17 protein-coding genes and 1 riboswitch are annotated in these 21,455 nt (G+C 72.7%); of the genes, 6 read left to right on the forward strand and 11 right to left on the reverse strand.

Annotated elements, in window-relative coordinates:
• Positions 1–84: 84 nt before the first annotated feature.
• Positions 85–777: an HAD family phosphatase gene (locus GXW83_RS14420; protein ID WP_182443463.1), complete on the forward strand. Its 693-nt coding sequence runs from the start codon at positions 85–87 to the stop codon at positions 775–777.
• Positions 778–821: 44 nt separating this feature from the next.
• Here the strand turns inward: GXW83_RS14420 and dhaL are convergent, their stop codons facing one another.
• The 3 genes from dhaL to GXW83_RS14435 all read right to left on the reverse strand — a co-directional run bounded on the left by dhaL (position 822) and on the right by GXW83_RS14435 (position 3,731).
• Positions 822–1,502 carry a dihydroxyacetone kinase subunit DhaL gene (gene dhaL, locus GXW83_RS14425; RefSeq protein ID WP_182443464.1) on the reverse strand — a complete coding sequence of 227 codons (681 nt, stop codon included), beginning with the start codon at positions 1,500–1,502 and terminating at the stop codon, positions 822–824.
• A complete protein-coding gene (locus GXW83_RS14430; RefSeq protein ID WP_182443465.1) occupies positions 1,499–2,527 on the reverse strand; it encodes a dihydroxyacetone kinase subunit DhaK in 1,029 nt (342 codons plus the stop codon). Before GXW83_RS14430 ends, dhaL begins: the two co-directional genes overlap by 4 nt.
• Before the next feature lie 115 nt (positions 2,528–2,642).
• Positions 2,643–3,731 carry an AI-2E family transporter gene (locus GXW83_RS14435; RefSeq protein WP_225446977.1) on the reverse strand — a complete coding sequence of 363 codons (1,089 nt, stop codon included), beginning with the start codon at positions 3,729–3,731 and terminating at the stop codon, positions 2,643–2,645.
• Between the two features lie 201 nt (positions 3,732–3,932).
• Here GXW83_RS14435 and GXW83_RS14440 point away from each other — a divergent pair, with 201 nt between their 5' ends.
• Entirely contained in the window at positions 3,933–4,094 is a 162-nt protein-coding gene (locus tag GXW83_RS14440; RefSeq protein ID WP_182443466.1) for a YqaE/Pmp3 family membrane protein, read from the forward strand.
• On the opposite strand, the gene GXW83_RS14445 is transcribed toward GXW83_RS14440, so the two are convergent.
• Positions 4,095–5,003: an NADP-dependent oxidoreductase gene (locus GXW83_RS14445; RefSeq protein WP_182443467.1), complete on the reverse strand. Its 909-nt coding sequence runs from the start codon at positions 5,001–5,003 to the stop codon at positions 4,095–4,097.
• A 186-nt stretch (positions 5,004–5,189) separates the two neighbouring features.
• Positions 5,190–7,070 (reverse strand): arabinofuranosidase catalytic domain-containing protein, encoded by a 1,881-nt coding sequence (locus GXW83_RS14450; RefSeq protein ID WP_182443468.1) that lies wholly within the window; start codon positions 7,068–7,070, stop codon positions 5,190–5,192.
• Between the two features lie 175 nt (positions 7,071–7,245).
• Here GXW83_RS14450 and GXW83_RS14455 point away from each other — a divergent pair, with 175 nt between their 5' ends.
• Positions 7,246–8,283 carry a LacI family DNA-binding transcriptional regulator gene (locus GXW83_RS14455; protein ID WP_225446978.1) on the forward strand — a complete coding sequence of 346 codons (1,038 nt, stop codon included), beginning with the start codon at positions 7,246–7,248 and terminating at the stop codon, positions 8,281–8,283.
• Positions 8,284–8,661: 378 nt separating this feature from the next.
• Positions 8,662–11,556: an RICIN domain-containing protein gene (locus GXW83_RS14460; RefSeq protein ID WP_225446979.1), complete on the forward strand. Its 2,895-nt coding sequence runs from the start codon at positions 8,662–8,664 to the stop codon at positions 11,554–11,556.
• A 62-nt stretch (positions 11,557–11,618) separates the two neighbouring features.
• Here the strand turns inward: GXW83_RS14460 and GXW83_RS14465 are convergent, their stop codons facing one another.
• Positions 11,619–12,746, reverse strand: coding sequence for an aldose epimerase family protein (locus tag GXW83_RS14465; protein ID WP_182443470.1), 1,128 nt, complete (start codon positions 12,744–12,746; stop codon positions 11,619–11,621).
• A gap of 141 nt (positions 12,747–12,887) precedes the next feature.
• On the opposite strand from GXW83_RS14465, the gene GXW83_RS14470 reads away from it, so the two are divergent.
• Positions 12,888–13,925 (forward strand): LacI family DNA-binding transcriptional regulator, encoded by a 1,038-nt coding sequence (locus GXW83_RS14470; RefSeq protein ID WP_182443471.1) that lies wholly within the window; start codon positions 12,888–12,890, stop codon positions 13,923–13,925.
• A gap of 79 nt (positions 13,926–14,004) precedes the next feature.
• Here GXW83_RS14470 and GXW83_RS14475 read toward each other — a convergent pair whose 3' ends face one another.
• The 5 genes from GXW83_RS14475 to GXW83_RS14495 form a co-directional block, all read right to left on the reverse strand.
• Positions 14,005–15,027 carry an ABC transporter permease gene (locus tag GXW83_RS14475; protein WP_182443472.1) on the reverse strand — a complete coding sequence of 341 codons (1,023 nt, stop codon included), beginning with the start codon at positions 15,025–15,027 and terminating at the stop codon, positions 14,005–14,007.
• Positions 15,024–16,001 carry an ABC transporter permease gene (locus GXW83_RS14480; RefSeq protein WP_225446980.1) on the reverse strand — a complete coding sequence of 326 codons (978 nt, stop codon included), beginning with the start codon at positions 15,999–16,001 and terminating at the stop codon, positions 15,024–15,026. The genes GXW83_RS14475 and GXW83_RS14480 overlap by 4 nt, the downstream gene beginning before the upstream one ends.
• Positions 15,998–17,656, reverse strand: coding sequence for a sugar ABC transporter ATP-binding protein (locus GXW83_RS14485; protein WP_182443473.1), 1,659 nt, complete (start codon positions 17,654–17,656; stop codon positions 15,998–16,000). Before GXW83_RS14485 ends, GXW83_RS14480 begins: the two co-directional genes overlap by 4 nt.
• A 98-nt stretch (positions 17,657–17,754) precedes the next feature.
• Positions 17,755–18,873: an ABC transporter substrate-binding protein gene (locus GXW83_RS14490; protein WP_182443474.1), complete on the reverse strand. Its 1,119-nt coding sequence runs from the start codon at positions 18,871–18,873 to the stop codon at positions 17,755–17,757.
• Positions 18,874–19,213: 340 nt separating this feature from the next.
• On the reverse strand, positions 19,214–20,320 hold the full coding sequence (locus GXW83_RS14495) for a C40 family peptidase (RefSeq protein WP_182443475.1): 1,107 nt from the start codon (positions 20,318–20,320) through the stop codon (positions 19,214–19,216).
• Positions 20,321–20,330: 10 nt separating this feature from the next.
• Positions 20,331–20,505, reverse strand: a riboswitch (cyclic di-AMP (ydaO/yuaA leader).
• A gap of 172 nt (positions 20,506–20,677) precedes the next feature.
• Between GXW83_RS14495 and GXW83_RS14500 the strand changes: the two genes are divergently transcribed.
• Positions 20,678–21,418: an alpha/beta fold hydrolase gene (locus GXW83_RS14500; RefSeq protein ID WP_225446981.1), complete on the forward strand. Its 741-nt coding sequence runs from the start codon at positions 20,678–20,680 to the stop codon at positions 21,416–21,418.
• Positions 21,419–21,455 lie beyond the last annotated feature (37 nt).

Genomic DNA, 21,455 nt, shown 5'->3' on the forward strand with positions numbered 1-21,455 from the left:
TCGCCGCGTTTCCCCTCACGCCTGCGCGATCGGTCACGGCATTCGCTCCCCGTACTCCTCCCTTCCCTCACGAACGGTAGAGGCATGGCGAAAAAATCGATCCTCACCTGGACTCCCGCCGCTGTGGTCTTCGACTGCGACGGCACCCTCATGGACAGCGAGCAGCACTGGCAGGAGGCCCGGGAGCTGGTGCTCCGCGGCCACGGAATCGCGCCCGACGACCTGTTCGCGGCGCGGGCGAAGGGGCTGCACTACACCCAGTGCGGCCGGCTGATGGCCGAGACGGCCGGATTCCCCGGGCTGGCCGAGGCCATGACCCGTCAACTCCTGGACGTGTTCCGCAAACTCGTCGCCGAGAACCCGGTCACCTGCCCGGGCGCAAGAGAACTCGTCCTCGCCGCAGCCGAGTTCGCTCCGCTGGCGGTGGCCAGCAACTGCCCGCTGGACGTCGTCGAGTCGAGCCTGGACCAGGCCGGTCTGCTGTCCTGCTTCGCGCACATCGTGGTGCCGCAGGACGGCCTGCTGCCCAAGCCGGAGCCGGACGTCTACCTGGCCGCCGTCGAGCGGTGCGGCGCGGTCCCCGACGAGTCGCTGGCCGTCGAGGACTCCGCCTGCGGCATCCGTTCCGCCGTCAGCGCCGGTCTGCGGGTGCTCGGCGTCGGGCCGCACCCGGGCGAGGAGGAGACCGCCATGGCCGACCTCTGGGTCACCACCCTGGCCGATCCCGCCCTCCGCGCCTGGGCCGCCGGACGGCAGGCCCGCTGCGCCGCGGTCTGACCGGCCGCGCGGGCTGAGCGGCCGACCGCTGGGGCCGGGCCCGGTCAGCCCGTCGGAACGTGCTGACCGGGCTCCGCCAGCAGCGGTACGAGCGTGGTGACCTGCTTTCCCGCCGAGGAGAACAGCAGGGCGACGCCGACCGCGCCCGGGTCGGGGATGCCCGACGCCCGTTCGCCCAGGTAGCTGGCCCGGCCCCGGCGCGCGCACAGCTCCCTGGTGGACCGCACCCCCTGGAAGGCGGCGTCCGCCGCCGCCGGGAGGGCGCGGTCCACGGGCGTGTCCACCGTGCACAGCTGGAGCGCCAGGACGGCCGGTGCCAGCGCGTCGACCAGGGTCTTGTCGCCGGGGACGGCCTCGCCGACCCGCTGCACGGCCGCCAGACCCGCCGCGGCGCCGCGCGCCAGGTCCGGCGTGGTGAGGTCGTGGTGCACGGCGGCCTCGGCCAGATGGTGCAGCACCAGCCCGAACAGCGGGCCGCTGGTGCCGCCCACCTCGTCCAGGAAGGCGTCGGCCGCCGCCCGGAGCGGCTGGGCGGCGGAGAGGCCCGCCTCCGGCAGCCGGTCCAGCGCCTTGGTGGCGCAGCACACCCCGGTGCGCAGGTTGATGCCGAAGTCGCCGTCCCCGGCCCGCTGGTCCAGCTCGGTCAGCTCCGGCTCGGTGGCGGTCACCGAGGCGGCGAAGCGCCGGAGCCAGGCGCGGGTGAAGGTGCCGTCGAAGCTCGTCATGCCACCGACTCCCTCACCATCGGACGGGACCACTCGAGTGCCGGTGTGCGCACCGGCGCGTCGTACAGGCCGAGGACCTCCTCGTCGGCGACCAGCAGCGTGAGCGAGAAGCCCCGCGTGTCCAGCGCCGTGGAGAAGTCGCCGACCAGGGAGCGGGCCACGAGCACCCCGCGCCCCTCCAGCGCCCGCACGGTCTCGTGCGCCACGGCGTACAGCTCCAGGCTGGTGACCGCGCCCAGCCCGTTCACCAGGACGATCACCGGCGCGCCCGGGGGCGGCCGCAGCGCGGCGGTCAGCGCCTCGGCCATCCGCCCCACCAGTCCGGCCAGGGAGCCCTGCGGCAGGGAGCGGGCGGCGCGTTCGCCGTGGATGCCCACGCCGAATTCGATCATCCCGGTCGGCAGGGCGTAGGCGGCCCTGCCGGTGCCGGGGGCGGTGTGGGCGGCGGCTGCGACGGCCATGCTCCGGCACTGCCGGACCAGCCGGGCGCCCAGCTCGGCCAACTGGGTCAGTCCGTCGCCCCGGTCCGCCGCCGCGCCCAGGATCTTCTCCACCAGCACCGTTGCCGCGGTGCCGCGCCGCCCCACGGCGACTCCGTCGGAGTCGGAGGCGAGGTCGTCGTCCACCAGCACCCGGGCGCAGGGGATGCCCTGGTGCGCCAGCCGCTCGGCGGCGATCCCGAAGTTGATCCGGTCCCCGGTGTAGTTCTTGACGATGTGCAGGACGCCCTCCGGCCCGGCCACGGCGCAGGACGCCTTGAAGATCTGCCGGTTGTGCGGCGAGGCGAAGACCTGCCCGGGGCAGGCAGCGTCCAGCATGCCCGCGCCGACGAAACCGACGTGCATCGGCTCGTGCCCGGAGCCGCCCCCGGACAGCAGGCCGACCCGGCGGGCGGGCGCGGTGTGCCGGGCGCGTACGTAGCCGTCCTGCGCATGGTGGGCGACCAGCCCGCTGTGCACGGTGGAGAAGCCGGCTATGGCATCGGCCACCAGCGATTCCTGGGAGGACGCGAAGTATTTGGCCACTGCGGCTCCTCGGACCGTGGCGCAGCCGAGCGGCTCGCGCCTGTCTGTTGGGCTCATCGTGGCTCCGGGCACGGGGGCGGCAACTCGGGGCGCGCGGTCGTACGGGCCGTCGTCCTCAGCGCTCGGCGATGCTGGGGAAGACGGCGTCGTCCAGGATCAGCCCCACCGCGACGGCCACCGGGATGGCCAGCAGCGCGCCGATCAGGCCCAGCAGGTCCCCGCCGATCACCACGCCCAGGATGGTGACCAGGGGGTGGACGGCCACCGCGTACTTCATGGCCTTGGGGGTGATCAGGTAGTCCTCGGCGACGCGGAAGACGGTGTAGAAGGCGGCGGTGGCGAGGGCGACCGGCCAGGACACCACCAGCGCCACGAGCGAGACGACGATTCCGCCGATGGTGGAGCCGACCAGCGGGACCAGGTCCAGCACGGCGACGAACACGCCGAGGGCGGCCGGGTAGGGGACGCCGAAGATCTGCAGCCAGACGAAGGTGGCCAGCCCGGCGATGACCGAGGTGGCGAGGTTGGCGAGCATGTAGCGTCCGGTGCGCAGCAGGATCTCGTCGGTGAGCTCGGTGGCGTGCGGGCGGCGGCTGCCCGGCACGAAGCGCAGGAAGAAGTCCTTGATGGTGGGCAGCCCCGCGAGGAAGTACATGGTCAGCGTGACCACCAGGAACAGCCCGGTCACCGTGGTCAGCACCAGCTGACCCGCGCCCACGATCCCGCTCACCAGGGTGCCGCCGCCCCCGGAGCCCAGTTCCTGCTTGGCCTTCTCCACGATGTGGTACTTGTCCTCGAGCCGGCCCAGGGTGGAGTGGTGGTCCTGGAGCTGCTGCAGCCAGACGGGGACGCTGCGGGTGAGGGCGTTGATCTCGTTGGTGATGGGGGTGACGAACAGCAGGGCCAGCGCGGCCACGAACAGGGCCAGCCCCAGGATCACCACCGTCACCGCCCAGGTGCGGCGCAGCCCGGCGCGGGTGAGCGCCCGTACGAACGGGTCGACGCTGATCGCTATCACCAGGGCGAGCAGCGAGAGCATGACCAGGCTGGCGATCCCCTCCACGGCCTCGACCAGCAGATAGGCCACCAGGGCGCCCAGGCTGAGCTGGAATCCCATGGCGAACCACGAACGTCTGGGCGGGGGAGCGGCCGGGCCGGACGCCGGTATGCCGACACCGTCCGGACCGGATTCGGGCAGGGCCACTGGGCGACTCCTGGAGGAGAGGGCGGAGGGGGGAGCGGGCGCGTCCCCGGGGAACGGGAATGCGCCCTTGCCCGGCCCCTGCCCGGCCGGGACGGATCCAATCCGTCCTTGCATCGACCTCCGCCGTTACATGGACCGCCGGGGTCGGGGCAGGGGACAGCGTGGGGCAGCGGCTGCCCCCTCGCAGTCGAAGGAGTCCTCATGGTCAAGGTTCTGCTGGTCCTGTTGTGCCTGGTCTTCCCGTTCCTGGCGGTCCTGATCAAGGAGGGGCCGTGCCTGAAGGTCCTGTGGGCGTTCCTGCTGCAGCTGCTCGGCCACATCCCCGGCGTGATCTACGGCATCTACCAGGTGGTCAAGGACTGATCACGGCGCGTCGACGGTCAGCACCAGCTTCCCGCGGACCCGGCCGTCCTCGCTGAGGCGGTGCGCCTGCGCGATCTCGGCGAGCGGGAAGGTCTGCGCGACCGGGAGCGAGAAGCGCCCGGACTCGACCAGCGCGCCGATCTCGTCGATCGCGTGCAGCGCGCGGCCGGCGTCCCCGCTGCTGAACCTCACCCCGTGCTCGCGCGCGCCGGCGAAGTCGGCCAGCGTCACGACCTGCCCGGGGCCGCCGGCGAGCGCGACGAGCTCGGGCAGGTTGCCGCTGCCGGCGACGTCCAGCGCCAGGTCCACCCCGCCGGGCGCCAGCGCGCGGACCCGCTCGGTCAGGCCCTCGCCGTAGGCGACCGGCTCGGCCCCCAGCGAGCGCAGGTAGCCGTGGTTGGCCGTACTGGCGGTACCGATCACGCGCGCGCCGCGCACCACGGCGAACTGGACCGCGGCGCTGCCGACGCTCCCGGAGGCGCCGTTGACCAGCAGCGTGCTGCCGGACGCGACGCCGAGCTGGTCCAGCGCGCGGGTGGCCGTCTCGACGGCGGCCGGAAGCGCGGCGGCGTCGGCGAAGTCCAGGGACGGCGGGATCGGCGCGTACCAGGACAGCAGCGCCCGTTCGGCCTGTGCCGCCCCCTCGGCGGAGAAGCCGAACACCCGGTCGCCGACGGCCACGTCCGCGACGCCCTCGCCGAGCTGGTCGACGACGCCCGCCGCCTCGTAGCCCAGGGTCTGCGGAAGCTCCTCGTCCATCAGGCCCTGGCGCTTCTTCCAGTCGCTCGGGTTGACGCCGGCCGCGCGCACCGCGATCCGGACCTGGCCCGGCCCCGGCTGCGGATCGGGCAGCTCCACGATCTCCAGGACCTCCGGGCCCCCGAACCGGTTGAAACGCACTGCCTTCATCCCCTGCTCCGTTCTCGCCTCGGCCTGTCGCGGTTGCCGCGCGTACGACAGTCTGCCGCCTGCCGCGCCCGGCGCCGCGCGCCCCGCGCCCCGACGCGCAGAAGGTCCCGGCCTCCGGCGGACCGGAGACCGGGACTCGCTGCGCTCAGCGCCCTCGGCGCATGCGGCGTGCGCGGCGTTCGTGGCTCAGTGCAGCGCGTACTGCTGGGCGGCGGTGCCGTTGCAGGTCCAGATCTGCAGCCGGGTGCCGTTGGCGGTGGCGTCGCTGGGCGAGTCCAGGCACAGCCCGGACTGCGGGTTCAGCAGTGAGCCGTTGGACTGCTGGACCCACTGCTGGCCGCCGACGCCGTTGCAGTCCCACAGCTCCACCGGCGTACCGGCCGCCGTGCCGTCGCCGTCGATGTCCAGGCACCGGCCCAGCGTCTCCAACGACCCGTTGGAGTTGTGGTACCAGTGCTGGTCGATCGCCCAGGACTGGCAGTTCCACAGCTGCACGGCCGTGCCGTCGCCGCCGGTGTCGTCACCGGCCACGTCCACGCACTGGCTGCCCGGCCCGGTGACCGGGCCGCCGCCGTTGACGGAGAACTGCTGGGCGGCGGTGCCGTTGCAGGTCCAGATCTGCAGCCGGGTGCCGTTGGCGGTGGCGTCGCTGGGCGAGTCCAGGCACAGCCCGGACTGCGGGTTCAGCAGTGAGCCGTTGGACTGCTGGATCCACTGCTGGCCGCCGACGCCGTTGCAGTCCCACAGCTCCACCGGCGTACCGGCCGCCGTGCCGTCGCCGTCGATGTCCAGGCACCGGCCGATGGTGCTGAGCGAGCCGTTCACATTGTGGGTCCAGTGCTGGTCCTCGGCGTAGGACTGGCAGTTCCACAGCTGCACCGCCGCGCCGTCGACGCCGGTGTCGTCCGCGGCCACGTCCACGCACTGGCCGCCGGGCCCGGTGACGGTGCCCTGCGGGCCGTTGGGGACGTTGGTCTCGCCCGAGTAGCCGACCGAGACGACGTTCGCCTGGACCGCGTTCTCGGTCGCGGCGCTCGGGAACCCGGAGACCATCACCCCCTCGAAGAAGGTGCCCATGTTCCAGTTGCTGTTGTCGCCGCCGGTGCCCAGGATGATGCCGCCCTCCTGGTGCATCGGCTCGTAGCCGCCCTGGGTCGGCAACGAGCCGTCCCACCAGGTGGAGAGCCCGCCGGACTGGCTGTTGCCGCCCGCCAGCGCGTAGGTGTTCTGCCCGTTGTTCTCCAGGACCGCGGTGACGAACGGAGAACTGTTGCCGGCGTTGGCGGTGTTGGAGCCGTTCGCGCCCTGGAACATGCCGTTCTCCATGTCGGCCTCGACCCAGGGGCCCGAGCCGGTGCACGGCGGGAAGTAGCACGTGGTCGCCAGGCTGACCGCGTCCATGTGGCCGTTGCCCGAGTCGTCGGCGCTGCTCTCCGCGTTCCCGTAGTCGAAGCAGCAGTTGGAGCCGACATGGGTGCCGCTGGCGACCATGTACGCGCCCTCGGCCGCGCCGTTGACCGCGACGCCGGACGCGGCGCCGGTGTAGCGGTACCCCACGCCGGGGGAGATCCACACGCCGTAGACCTTGTGGCCGCCGGCCACCACCGAGATCTCACTCGCGTCCGCACCGCGGTCCGCGCCCATGCCGGAGGTGCCCGCCGGGCCCGGGGTCAGGTCGTTGTGGTGCGAGGTCTGGTCGTAGATCCTGCTGATGCGACAGCTGGTGCCGCCGCAGAAGGCGTCCTGCGCGGCCGCGTTGGCGTAGCCGCCCGCGGAGAGCGGGCCGATGTCGTCCGTGGCCCCGTCCGAGGCGCGGGTGACCTGGTAGAGCGGGCCGTCGTACGCGGCGAACAGCGCTCGGACGGTGCTGTGCGCGGCGACACAGGGGGTGCCGCCCGAGGCGTAGATGTCGCAGGGCAGCTGGGTGGCGGCCTGGGAGGTCCCGGGCAGGCCCAGCAGCAGCGCCGCCGCCAGGCCCAGGACGGTCACCAGGGCCTGTAGTCCCCGCCGCAGCCGGCGGGCGGTTCCGCGGCCCCGGCCGGTGACAGCGGATGTCTTTCCTGACATGTGCGCTCCGAAGGGTAGGTGGGAGCTGTGCGTCGGTACCGAAGGTGCTGGACCAGTGGCTTTCCCCGCCCCCCACGGGCGGCGCCCGCGACCCCGGGCCGCACCGGCTCGCCCTGCCGGGGAGCTGCCCTCTTGTACGCTCTCGTTGTCGGGGCGCAAGGGGAGGACGGAACACGTGACCGAGGAAACCGGCTGGTCCACGGCACCACGGCTGAAGGACGTGGCCGAGCTGGCCCGGGTGTCGGTGAAGACCGTCTCCAACGTCGTCAACGGGACCGTGCCGGTCGCCGAGCAGACCCGGCAGCGGGTCCAGCAGGCGATCGACGCGCTCGGCTACCGGCCCAACGCGACCGCTCGGCGGCTGCGCACCGGGCGCAGCGGCGTGATCGCGCTGGCCTTCCCCGAACTGCCCTCGCCCTACTTCGCCGAACTCTCGGTGGAGGTGATCGCGGCGGCCCGGCGCAAGGGCATCACCGTGCTGATGGACGACACCGGCGGCGATCCGGCGGCCGAGCTGCGCATCGCCTCCGGCCTGGGCGATCCGACGATCGACGGCGTGATCCTCAGCCCGCTGGGCCTGGACCGGCTGACGCTGCTCTCCCGCGCCCGGGACATCCCGCTGGTGCTGCTGGGCGAGGCCGATCTGGGGCCGGTGGCGGACCGGGTGCACATCGACAACGTCTCCGGCGCCCGGGAGGTGACCCGGCACCTGATCGACGAAGGCTGCCGCCGGATCGCCGCCATCGGCTGGCAGGACCCGGCGCCGCGGGCCACGGCCGAGCAGCGGCTGGCGGGCTACCGCGAAGCGCTCGAATCCGCGGGCATGGCGGTGGAGGAGGCGCTGCTGCCGCCGGTGCGAACGTACTTCCGCCCGGACGGGGCCGCCGCGATGCGCAGGCTGCTGAAGCTGCCCAACCGCCCGGACGCGGTCTTCTGCTTCAACGACCTGCTGGCGCTGGGCGCGCTGCGGGCCGTCCACGAGGCCGGGCTGCGGGTGCCGGAGGACATCGCCATCGTCGGTTTCGACGATGTGGAGGAGGCCGAGTACGCCATCCCCTCGCTGACGACGGTGGCGCCGGACAAGCGGCAGATCGCCGAACTCTCGGTGCGCTGCCTGGTCGAGCGGATCGAGGGGCGCTTCTCCGGCCCCAGCCGGCAGATCACGCTCGGCCACCGGGTGGTGGTGCGGGAGAGCAGCCGCCGCTCCCGCTGAGCCGGGCCCGGCCCCGCTGCCTGCGGCAGCGCTGCGCGCGGAGGTGCGGTCGTCCGGCATGAGGTCACCTCAACTCGGTTCGCCTGGCGCCACGACGGGGATTCCAACGATGTAGAGGACGATGGGCCATCCTGCTGCGCACTGTCAAGAATCCCGGCAGCACTCCGCCCCGCCCCATCCGGCCGCCCGTACGTCCTGTGGACTGCCAACACCGTTGCCATCTGGGGTGATGGGCGCCGACGGCGGTACCGACGCGGCCTGCCGCCGAACCCCGCGCCGAATCTGCTGCGCGGGCTCTTGACGAGTCGGGCGGACGGGGGTTCTCTGGCAGGGCCATGAAATTACAACGTTAAAACGCTTGATCCCGCTGGGGGCGCTGTGGACCGTCGTACCTTCCTGCGAAGCTCGTTGGGCGCGCTGGGCGCCGCCGGTCTCGGCGGCCTGCTCGCCCGCCAGGCCGCCTATGCGGCGTCCGCCTCCCCGATCACCCTGGTCGGCAGCACCGCCGGCGGTGGCCTCTACCACCCGAACCTGGCCCCGCTGGCCCGGACGCCGCTGCTGCGGCTGCCGGTGGGCTCGGTCAAGCCCTCCGGTTGGCTCCAGGAGCAGCTGTCGCTGCAACTCGCCGGTCTCAACGGGCAGATGGACACCGTCTCGCACTTCCTCAAGCTGTCCTCCACCGGCTGGGCGGTGCCCTCCCAGGTCGGCTGGGAGGAGGTGCCCTACTGGCTCAGGGGGTACGTCGACCTCGGCGCCGTCACCGGGGACGCGCACACCGTCTCCACGACCGCCAGCTGGATCGACGCCGTCCTCGCCACCCAGGCGTCCGACGGCTTCTTCGGACCGACCGCGCTGCGCACCTCCCTCGGCGGCGGCCCGGACTTCTGGCCGTACATGCCGATGATGCAGGCGATGCGCTCCTACCAGGAGGCGACCGGGGACAGCAGGATCATCCCCTTCATGACCGCCTTCTACCGCTACCAGGCCGCGCAGGGCGCGTCCGCCTTCAACCAGAGCTGGGCGTCCTACCGTTGGGCCACCAACCTGGACTCGCTGTGGTGGCTGTACAACCGCACCGGCGAGAGCTTCCTGCTCACCCTGGCCGACACCATCCACGCCAACGGCGCGGACTACGTCGGCAACCTGCCGACCCTGCACAACGTCAACCTGGCCCAGGGCTTCACCGAACCCGCCCAGTACTCGCTGCGCAGCGGCGGCAGCAGCCTGCTCCAGGCCAGCTACCAGGACTACCAGCTGATCATGGGGACGTACGGGCAGTTCTCCGGCGGCGGCTTCGCCGGGGACGAGAACTGCCGCCCGGGATACACCGACCCCCGGCAGGGCTTCGAGACCTGCGGCATCGTCGAGTTCATGCAGAGCCATGAGACGCTCACCCGGCTCACCGGCGACCCGGCCTGGGCCGACGCCTGCGAACTGCTGGCGTTCAACGGCCTGCCCGCCGCGCTGGACCCGCAGGGCAAGGGCACCCACTACATCAGCAGCCCCAACTGCATGCAGCTGGACGACTACCCCAAGACCCAGGGGCAGTTCGACGACGGCTTCGCGCTCCAGGCGTACATGACCGGGATCGACCAGTACCGCTGCTGTCCGCACAACTACGGCCAGGGCTGGCCGTACTTCACCGACACGCTGTGGCTGGCCACCGCCGACAACGGCCTGGCCGCCGCGATGTACGCGCCCTGCACCGTCACCGCCGACGTGGCCTCGGGGCAGAGCGTGACCGTCACCGAGAGCACCGCGTACCCGTTCGGCGACACCGTCACGCTCACCGTGGCCACCTCGACGGCCGTGGCCTTCCCGCTCTACCTGCGCATCCCCGGCTGGTGCCAGGCCCCCACGGTCCAGGTGAACGGTGCGGCGGTGGCCGCGCAGGCCGGGCCGTCCTGGGCGGCGGTGAACCGCACCTGGCGCAACGGCGACACGGTGACGGTCACGCTGCCGATGCAGACCGAGGTGACCACCTGGACCGCCAACCACGGCTCGGTGTCGGTCAGCAACGGGCCGTTGGCCTACTCGTTGCAGGTGGGCGAGAACTACCTCAACAGCACCGGCGACACCACCTGGCCCACCTGGGAGGTCTACCCCACCTCGGCGTGGAACCAGGGGCTGGTGCTGGACGCGTCGGACCCGGCCTCCTCCTTCACCAGGTCGTCCACCGGCGCGACCGCCGCCAACCCCTTCACCCAGAGCGGCGCCCCGGTCCAACTCACCGCCACCGCACGGGCGATCGCCAACTGGACCTGCGACAGCCAGAACGTGGTCACCCCGCTGCAGCCCAGCCCGGTGGCCTCGGACGAGCCCGCGCACAGCGTCACGCTGATCCCGATGGGCGCGGCCCGGCTGCGGATCACCTCCTTCCCGGTGGTCGGCGCGGGCGGGCGGCCGTGGCAGCTGCCCGCCGCCCCGTCCGCCTCCTACTGCTGGAGCGGGGACACCGTGGCCGCGCTCAACAGCGGCTACAACCCGGCGAGTTCGGACGACCAGTCGCACCCGCGGTTCACCTGGTGGAACCACCTGGGCAGCTCCGAGTGGGTGCAGTACAGCTACACCGGCCCGGTCACCGTCTCCGCCGTGTCGGTCTACTGGTACGACGACACCGGCAGCGGCCAGTGCCGGGTGCCGCAGTCGTGGAGCGTGCAGTACCTCGACGCCGCGGGCGACTGGACCCCGGTGAGCGGCGCCTCCGGCTACGGGACGGCCGCCGACGCCTTCAACACCACCGCCTTCGACGCGGTGACCACCACCGGCCTGCGGCTGGCCGTGCAGCTGCAGAGCGGGGTCTCCGGCGGCATCCTGCAGTGGAACGTCACCGCCGCCCCGGCCGTGGTGCTGCCCGGCACCTGGTACCGCATTCGCAACCGGAACAGCGGGCTGGTGCTGGGGGTTTCCGGGATGTCCACCGCCGACAGCGCCGACGTGGTCCAGTACGCCGACAACGGCACCGCCGACCACCTGTGGCAGTTCACCGACACCGGCAACGGCTGGTACCGCATCGCCAACCGGAACAGCGGCCTGCTGCTGGCCGTCAACGCCATGTCACAGGCCGACAGCGCCCCGGTGCAGCAGTACCAGGACAACGGCTCCGCCGACCACCTGTGGGCGCTGATCGACAACGGCGACGGCTGGTACCGGGTGCGCAACCTCAACAGCGGCCTGGTGCTGGGGGTTTCCGGGATGTCCACCGCCGACAGCGCCCAGGTCGTCCAGTTCGAGGACAACGGCACCGCCGACCATCTGTGGCAGTTCGTCTGAACGCAGCCGACGGCCCGGCCGGGCGGGTGGTGCAGCTGCCATCCGCCCGGCCGGGCCGTGCGCTACGCCTCGCCGGGTTCGGCCCGGCCGCCCGGGGCGGTGAAGGACAGCAGCGTGGTGGAGCGGTACTCCTGGCCCGGGCGCAGCTCGGTGCTGGGGAAGTGCGGGCGGTTGGGGGAGTCGGGGTAGTGCTGGGTCTCCAGGGCCAGGCCCGAGCGCGGGCCGTAGCGGCGCCCCGAGGGGCCGGTGAGCGTGCCGTCGAGGGCGTTGCCAGTGTAGAGCTGGATGCCGGGTTCGGTGGTGGACAGGGTCAACTCCCTTCCGGAGGCCGGGTGTCGGAGCAGCGCCACCGGGCGCGGACGCGGGGTGGCGCCGCCGTCCAGGCACCAGCAGTGGTCGTAGCCGCCGGCGAGCCGCAGTTGGGCGTCCGGAGCCTGGATCCGGGCCCCGACCGGCCGGGGCGCGGTGAAGTCGAACGGCGTCCCGTGGACCGGTACCGGGCCGTGCAGCGGCCGGAGTTGTGCGTCCACCGGCAGGAACGCCGCGGCGGCCAGGGTGAGTTCGTGGTCCAGCACGGTGGGGGAGCCCTCGCCGGCCAGGTTCAGGTAGGAGTGGTTGGTCAGGTTCACCACGGTGGGCGCGTCCGTGCGGGCGCGGTAGTCGATCCGCAGCCGGCCGGGGGTGAGCAGGTAGCGGACGGTGACCCGCAGCGCGCCCGGGAAGCCCTGGTCCCCGTCCGGGCTGTCCAGGGTCAGCTGCACGCCGCTGCCCGGGCCGCCGTCGAGCGGGGCGGCCCGCCACAGCCGGGTGTCGAAGCCGTGCGGACCGCCGTGCAGGGCGTTGCGCCGGGGCGGGTCGCACAGCGGGACGGTGTGGGTGCGTCCGTCCAGCTGGAAGCGGCCCTCGGCGATCCGGTTGCCGTAGCGGCCCACGGTCGCGCCGAAGAACGGCCCGCGGACCAGGTAGCCGTCCAGCGAGGGGTGCCCCAGCACCACGTTCAGCGCCCGGCCGTCCCGGTCGGGGACGTACAGCGCCTGGAGCGTCGCGCCGCGGGTGAGCACGGCGGCGGTGATGCCCGCTCCGTCGTCGAGGGTCCAGCGGTGGACGGGCGAGCCGTCCGGCAGGGTTCCGAAGACGTCGCGGACCGGCGCGGGCTGCGGCCGGTGGGTGGATCGGTCGGAGAAGAGCACGGGCGGACTCCTGATCCTGTCTCGCGGCACTTGCCGAAGACGCTGCGACAACGGATATTCTAACGTTGTAATACAGCCGCTGATGCCGCTGTGGCCTCAGCGGGCTCGCCGCACGCACCGCAGGGACGAGAGGTCGGTTCAATGGACGGGCGAACGGGCGGCTCGACCGCACCCACGCTGAAGGACGTGGCCGAGGCCGCGGGAGTGTCGGTCAAGACCGTGTCGAACGTGGTCAACCGCTCGGTGCACGTGGCCGTGGAGACCAGGGCGCGGGTCCAGCAGGCCATCGACCTGCTCGGCTACCAGCCGAATGTGATGGCCCGCCGGCTGCGCACCGGCCGCAGCGGCATGCTGGCGCTGGCCTTCCCGGAGCTGCCGTCGCCGTACTTCGCCGAGCTGGCCGTCGAGGTGATCGCGGCGGCCCGCAGACACGGCTGCACGGTGCTGATGGACGACACCGCCGGCGACCCGGCGGCCGAACTGCGCATCGCCTCGGGCCTGGGCGACCCGATGATCGACGGGGTGATCCTCAGCCCGCTCGGCCTGGACCAGGCCGAGCTGATCGCCCGGGAACGGCCGATCCCGCTGGTGCTGCTGGGGGAGACGGACTTCGGCCCGGTCGCGGACCGGGTCCAGATCGACAACGTGGCCGCCGCCCGGACGGCCACCGGCCACCTGGTCGAGCAGGGCTACCGCCGGATCGGCGCGATCGGCTGGCAGGACCCCAACCCCCGGGCCACCGCGCAGCAGCGGCTGCTCGGCTACACCCAGGCGCTGGAGCAGGCCGGGCTGCCGGTCGAGCAGGCGCTGTTCCCCCCGGTCCGCTCCTACTTCCGCCCGGACGGGGCGGCGGCGATGCGCAGGCTGCTGAAGCTGCCGGACCGCCCCGACGCGGTGTTCTGCTTCAACGACCTGCTGGCCCTGGGCGCGATGCGCGCGGCGCACGAGGCCGGGCTGCGCGTCCCGCAGGACATCGCGCTGGTCGGCTTCGACGACGTGGAGGAGGCCGAGTACTCCATCCCCTCGCTGACCACCATCGCACCGGACAAGCGGAAGATCGCCGAGGCGGCCGTGGGGGCGCTGCTCGACCGGCTCGCCAACGGCCACGCCGAGCCCGGCCGGACGATCATCCCCGGCTACCGGCTGGTGGTCCGGGAGAGCAGCCGCCGGCGTCCCTGAGCCGCTGCCGGGCCGGCGGTCCGGGCCGGCCGGGGGAGCGGGGCGGCGCCCGGCCGCTCCCCCCGGCGGCGGTCCGCGCTCAGGCGGGCCGCCCGGCGCGGCTGAGCAGCGTCTGCAGCAGCACCACCACGGCCAGGAAGCCCCCGTTGACGGTGTCGGTGAACGCCGACCCGTACTGCGAGGCGTACTGGTCGATCAGGTTGTTGATCACCGCCAGCAGCAGCACCCCGCAGACCGTGCCGCCGACCGATCCGGAGCCCCCGGTCAGCAGCGTGCCGCCGATCACCACGGCGGCGATGGCGGTCAGCTCGTAGCCGACGCCGATGGTGGTCACCCCGGAGCCCAGCCGCGAGCCGCTCATGGCCCCGGCGAGCCCGGCCAGGGTGCCGGAGAGCAGGTACACCTGCACCTTCGTCCGGGTCACCGGCAGGCCCATCAGCCCGGCGGCGTTCTCGTTGCCGCCGATCGCGGTCACGGTCGCGCCGAAGCGGGTCCGGGTGAGCAGCAGCCAGCCGAGGGCGAACAGCGCCGCCACGGTCAGCACCGGCGGCCAGACGCCCGCCGCCAGCCGCAGGAAGGCGGAGTGGGCGGGCACGAGGTAGGTGGTGGACCCCTGGTCGGTCAGGGCCTGCAGCAGCCCGCGCGCGCCGAGCAGCCCGGCCAGCGTGACGATGAAGGGCGCCATCCGGGCCTTCGCCACCAGCAGGCCCTGCAATGTGCCCCAGGCGGCGCAGACCGCGATCGGCAGCAGCACCGCCAGCCACGTCCCGGTCTGCGCGCCCCTGGCGGCGAGCACGCCGCCGAGGGCGTAGAGCGAGCCCACCGACAGGTCGATCCCGCCGGTGGTGATCACGAAGGTCATGCCCAGGGCGAGCAGCCAGACGAAGGAGTTGTTGGCCAGGATGCTGCTGATGTTCGACCAGCTGGGAAACGTGCTGGAGCCGAACGACGCGGCGGCGCACACCAGGACCAGCACGGCCAGCGCCCCCTGCTGCTGGATCCGGGCGGCGACGGTCTCGAACCGTCCGGCCCGGCCGCCGTCCGGGGGCGGTGTGCCGGGCGCCGGTGCGGCGGCTCGGGGGTGGGCTGCGGTGGAGCTCATCGGGTACCACGCTCCCGGGAGGCGTAGACGGCGAAGCAGATGATGGCCGCCTCGGTGATCTGGGTGTACGAGACGGGGACGTTGTGCTGCGTCAGCACGGCGGTGAGCAGTTGCATGAACAGGGCCCCGGCGACCGTGCCGAGCACCCGGATCCGGCCCCCGCTGAGCGGGGTGCCGCCGACCACCACTGCCGTGATCGCGGTCAGCTCCATGTCCAGGCCCTGGTTGGCGGGGTCGGCCTCGGCCCCGTGACCCACGATCAGCACCCCCGCGAGCGCGGCCAGCACCCCGGAGACCACGTACACCCCGACCTGGATCCGGCGGACCGGCAGCCCGGCCAGCCGACTGGCCCGGGGGTTGTCGCCGACCGCCACCAGCTGGCGTCCGAAGGTGGTCCGGCGCACCACCAGGCCGACCACCACGGCCGCCAGCCCGGCGATCCAGGCCATCCACGGCACGCCGAGGAAGCAGTCCCCGCCCAGCGCCAGCAGCCCGGAGTCGGTCACCGGCTTGGCCGAGTCGCCGTTGACGAGCTCGGCCAGCCCGCGCACCCCGATCATCAGCGAGAGCGTGGCGACGATGGGCTGCACCCGGGCGAAGGCCACCATCGCCCCGGCCACCAGGCCGCTGACCGCCCCCAGCAGCAGGGCCAGCGGCAGCGCCACGCCCAGCCCGTAGCCCAGGTACAGCGGGACGACGGCCGCCGCCAGCGCGATCACCGCGCCCACCGACAGGTCGATCCCCTCGGTGCCGATGACCAGGGCCATGCCCAGCGCCACCAGCAGCGCGGGGGACACCTGGAACAGCTGGACGCGGGCATTGCCTGCGGACAGGAAGCTGCCGTCCAGCCCGGTGGCGACCACGACCAGCAGCAGCAGGGCGGCGTAGATGCCGTACTCCTGGAGCAGGTGCAGCAGCCGGTCGCGTTCCGGCAGTCCGCGGCCCTTGGCGGTCCCGGCGGTGGTGGCGCTCACCTGTCGCTCCTCTCGTGCCCGCCGCGCTCGGCGGCTCCCACCGGATCACCGGCTGCTGTCCCGCCTGTGCCAGGGTCTGCTGCGGGGTCTGTTGCGTCGGCCGCCTCGCCGCCTGCCTCGCCGCCTGCGGCCAGGGCCGCCAACAGGCCCTCCTCGGTGACTTCGGCGCCGTCGAGGCGGCCGACCACCCGGCCGTCCTTCAGCACCAGGATCCGGTCCGAACCCTCGACCAGCTCCTCCAACTCCGAGGAGATCAGCACCACCGCCAGCCCCTCCAGAGCCAACTCCTCGATGAGGGACTGGACTTCCGCCTTCGCCCCGACGTCGATGCCGCGCGTGGGCTCGTCCAGCAGCAGCACCTTGGGGTTCATGCACAGCCAGCGGGCCAGCAGCACCTTCTGCTGGTTGCCGCCGGACAGGTCGCTGACCCGCTGCTCCGGGCTGGACGCCTTGATCCGCAGCCGGTCCATGAACAGCCGGACGACCGCGTCCTGCTTCGCGGCGGAGACCACGCCCGCGCGCGACAGCCGTGGCAGCGCCGCCAGCACGATGTTCTCGCGCACCGACAGGCTGGGGATGATGCCCTCGCTCTTGCGGTCCTCCGCGAGCATCACCACCCCGGCCCGCAGCGCCGCCGCCGGGCTGCGGTGCCGCAGCTCCTCGCCCGCCACCCGGACCGTCCCGGTGTCGTCGGGCAGCGCGCCGACCACCGCCTTGGCGGTCTCGCTCCGGCCGGAGCCGAGCAGCCCGCCGAGGCCGAGCACCTCGCCCGCGTGCACGTCCAGATCGATCCCGTGCAGATGATGACGGACCGTCATGTTCCTTGCGGTGAGTACGGGTTCCTGGTCGTCACGGGCGTGCGTGGCCTCGCTGAAGGCGGTCGTGCCGGAACGCCGCACGGCGGACATCTCCCGGCCGAGCATCAGCGAGACCAGCCGCAGCCGGTTTAGCCCGGCCATCGCGCCGGTGTGCACCGCCCGGCCGTCCCGCAGCACGGTGACCCGGTCGCAGATCCGGTAGAGCTCGTCCAGGCGGTGGCTCACGTACACCACCGCGATGCCCTGCGCGCGCAGCCCGTCGATGACCGTGAACAGGGTCTCGACCTCGCGCGGTTCGAGCGAGGAGGTGGGCTCGTCCATGATCACCACCCGGGCCTCCACGCTGACCGCGCGCGCCAGCGCGACCATCTGCTGCGCGCCCAGCCCCAGCGTGTGCAGCGGGCGGCTGACGTCGGCGTCCACCCCGTAGCGGCGCAGCGCCCGGGACGCCTCGCGGTTCATCCGGCGCTGGTCCACCAGGCCCAGCCGACGCGGCTCGCGGCCCAGGAAGAGGTTGCGCGCCACCGACATCAGCGGGATCAGGTTCACCTCCTGGTAGATCGTCGAGATGCCCGCCGCCTGCGCCTCCAGCGGGCTGCGGAAGCTCTGCTCCCGGCCTGCCAGGCGCAGCGTCCCGGAGTCGGGGCGCAGCACGCCGGTGACCGCTTTGATCAGGGTGGACTTCCCGGCGCCGTTCTCGCCGACCAGGGCGTGCACCTCGCCCGGCAGCAGCCGGAAGTCGACGCCGCTCAGGGCGTGGACCCCGGCGAAGCTCTTGCTCACTCCGGTGACCTCCAGGACCGCCTCGGGCACCGGAACGTCTGGCTGGGGTGACACTCACCGCCTCCTTGCTGTGGATCGGGCCCGCAGGCGGCGGGGCGCTGGGGGTGCGCCCCGCCGCCAGGGGCTCAGTGGACCGGCTCGGCGGACCGGGCTCAGTAGACGAGGCCGCCGGACAGCGCCTGCGCCGCGTTGGCGGGGGTGAAGTGGTTGTCCTTGATGATCACCTTCGGCTGGACGCCGGTGCCGCCGTAGAAGTCGGTCAGGGACTGGAAGGCCAACGGTCCGAATCTCGGGTTGGTCTCGATGTCGGCCACCAACTGCCCGTCGGCGACGTCCTGCACGCACTGCTGGGTGCCGTCGATGGACACGATCTTGATGTCCTTGCCGGGGGTCTTCCCGGCGGACTTGATGGCCTGGATCGCGCCCAGTGCCATCTCGTCGTTCTCGGCGTAGACGGCGGTGATGCCGGGGTGCGACTGGAGCAGCTGCTCCATCACCGTCTGCCCGTCGGTCTCGTCGAAGTTGGCGGTCTGCGAGGCGACGACCTTCAGCCCGGGGTACTTGGCGGCTATCTCGGCGTTGAAGCCGTTGGTGCGGTCGGTGGAGACGTTGTTGCCGGGGGTTCCGGACAGCACCGCGACCTGCCCCTTGCCGCCGGTGGCCGCGCCGAGGTCGTCGGCGGCCGTCTGGGCCTGGCCGTAGAAGTTCGAGCCGATGAAGGCGACGAAGTCGGTGCAGGCGGTGCCGTTGGCGGTGCGGTCGATGGTGAGCACCGGGATCTTCCTGGCCTTGGCCTCGGCCAGCGCCGGGCCCAGGCCCGCGGAGTTCTCCGGGGCCACGATCAGCACCTTGGCGCCCTGCGCGATCATGTCCTCGATCTGCGAGTTCTGCGCGTTGACGTCGGCATTGGCGTTGCGCTGGATCAGCTTCACGCCCAGGGACTTGGCCTGTGCGGTGATGCTCGCGGTCTCGGTGGCGCGGAACGGGTTGCTGGTGGACTCGGACTGGGAGAACCCGACGATGGTCCTGCCGTCGGTGATGTCGAGCTTCGGCACCCCGCCCGCGTAGGTCTGGTACGTGCAGCCGGAGCCGGCGCCCGCCGGGGCGGAGGCGGCGACGGTCTGCTGGGCGGCGGCGGTGTCGGCCCCGCCGGTGGTGGCGGCGCCGGAGGCGGTGGCGTTGCCCGCGTTGGTGCAGGCGCTCGCGCCGAGGCACAGGGCCGCAGCCAGGGCCGTTGCCGGGACGGCTCTGCGCAGGGGAATGGCGTGCATACGCCGATCACATCCTTGTGGAGGTGGGTGGGTGCCCCGCGGATGGTTCCGCAGGCGGCCGCCGGGAGCGGGCCGCCTGCGGCCCGGGGAGGGCATTCCAACGATGTAACAGGAATATTGATGACAGCGCTCTCCCGGCCTGTCAAGGCTTCCGGCGCGGTCGGATGGGTGCGCGCGCAGGCTCGACACGGCTGTCGGCGGCGGTACTTGACGCCGCGGACGCCGGAGCGGCTCAATGATGCGTTACAACGATGGACAGGCTCCGGCCGGGCCCCGGACAGCGCTTCGCCCCGCCACGGGGTGGCGGGGCGAAGGGCCTGGCGGGGGAACAGCGTCGGCTCTACAGGTGCCGCATCGCGTAGACGGTGCCGACGGTGTCGATGGACTCGTAGCGCACCACCGTGCCCTTGTGCGGCGCGTGCAGGATCATGCCGTTTCCGGCGTACATGCCGACGTGCGTGTCGTCGTTGAAGAACACCAGGTCGCCGACCTGAAGGTCGGACTCGCTGGCGACCGGGGTGCCCTGGGTGACCTGGTCGTAGGTGGTGCGGCCGATGTTCAGCCCGGCCTTGTCGTAGGCCCACATCATCAGGCCGGAGCAGTCGAAGGTGGTCGGGCCGGTGTGGGACCACACGTACGGGTCGCCGAGCCGGGTCTGCGCCGCGGCGAAGGCCGCCGCCTCGACCGCGTCCCCGGCCGAGGCATGGCCCAGGTCCACCGGGGCGCCGCCACCGCTACTGTCACCGCCGCCGTTCCCGTCCCCGGCTCCGTGGCCGCCGCTGCCGTTGTGGGCGGTCGTGGTCGCCGGGGCGCCGTTCAGCTCCTGGTCGACGGCGAGCCGCTGGGCGGCGGTGAAGGAGTTCAGCCGGGCCTGGGCGGCGCTCAGCTTCTGCTGGACCTGGGTCTTGGCGGCGGCCAGCCGGGCGGCGGACGCGGCCAGCGCCCTGAGCTTGGCCTCGGCCGTGGCCTTCTCCCTGTCGAGCGTGGTCTCGGCGCCCTGCAACCCGCTGAGCAACTCGGCCTGGCTGGAGTTGAGTTGAACGGTGGTGGAGGCCTGGTCCAGGTAGTTGGAGGGGTCGGCCGAGAGCATCAGCTGCACGGTCGGGTCGATGGTGCCCCCGTCCCGGTACTGGGCTGCGGCGGCGGCCCCGAGCAGCGACTCCTGCGCGTTGATCGCGGCCTGCTGCCGGGCGATCTCGTTCTGAAGGACCGTCACCTGCTGCTGGAGCTGCTGCTGTTGCTCCTGCGCGGTGTCGTACCGCTGCACCGCCGCGTCGGCGGCGACGTTGTCGGCCTGCACCTCGGCGGCGAGCGAGGCGGTACTGGGCGGCGGGGCGGCCTGCGCGGACTGCGCGTTGGCGGTGATCGCCACGGTGGTCGCGGCGACGGCGGTCAGCACGGTGACCCGGGTGCGGTGGGGCGTTGGGGTACGGCGATGGGACGCCACGAAGGCGAGCTCCTTCTTCCTCGCCCGCCTACCGGGTTAGCTGACGGGTTCGGGCTGGAAGATCGCCCTACGGCGCCTCACCGGCAGTGACCGGCCTGACGTCGATTCACCCCGAGGAACGAGTGGTTCCCCGGCTCCGAGTTGTCGGCTCTCCTGCCGCGCCTCGGACTCGGCGGGAACACCGCTGCCACCCGGCGGGTGATCGACAGCGCGGTGGTTCGCTGACCGACTTTAGTGATCCAACCGTGATTAGTTCAATGCTTGTCGGTAAAGATTACTGATGCGCCGAAAGGTTCCCGCAGGCATCCCGCGGACGGGCGGAGCACAGCCGAGACACCCCCGACAAGGGAGATCCCCATGAGCATGCCGACCGGTCGGACCTTCCTCCTGGTGCACGGAGCCTGGCACAGCGGCGCGTGCTGGGAGCGCGTCGTCCCGCTGCTGACCTCCGCCGGACACCGGGTGCTGGCCCCCTCGCTGACCGGCCACGGCGACAGGGCCCACCTGCTCAGCCCCGAGGTCGGGCTCGACACGCACGTCCAGGACGTCGTCGGGCTGATCACCGGGCAGGACCTCACCGAGGTGGTCCTCGTCGGACACAGCTACGCCGGGCTGGTCATCTCGTCCGCCGCCCACCAGATCCCGGACCGGATCGCGCACCTGGTCTACCTCGACGCCATGGTCCCCGAGGACGGCGAGAGCGCGCTCGACGTCATCCCGCTGACCCAGACCCTGATCGACCAGGCCGCCGCGTCCGGCAGCCCCTGGCGGATACCGCCGCTGCCCGCCCTGCCCCCGCCCCACGGCCTGTTCGGGGTCACCGACCCGACCGACGCCGCCTGGCTGCAAGGGCTGCTCACCGACCAGTCAGTGCGCTGCTTGGTGCAACCGGTGCACCTCGGCAACCCGGCCGCGGACGCCATCCCGCGCACGCACATCCACTGCGTCGCCGGCCCGCCGGACGGCCCCGCCCGCCGACCGGTTCCCGCGACCCAGCCCAACGGCGCCCCGGCGCAGGTACGGGAACTGGCCACCGGCCACGACTGCATGGTCACCCAGCCGGCCGAGCTCGCCGGGCTGCTGCTCACCCTCGGCTGAGCCGCCCGCCGGCCGGGCCGCCCCACCCGGCGCTGCC

This window comes from Streptacidiphilus sp. PB12-B1b (genome assembly GCF_014084125.1).
In the GTDB taxonomy this organism is placed as follows: Bacteria; Actinomycetota; Actinomycetes; order Streptomycetales; family Streptomycetaceae; genus Streptacidiphilus.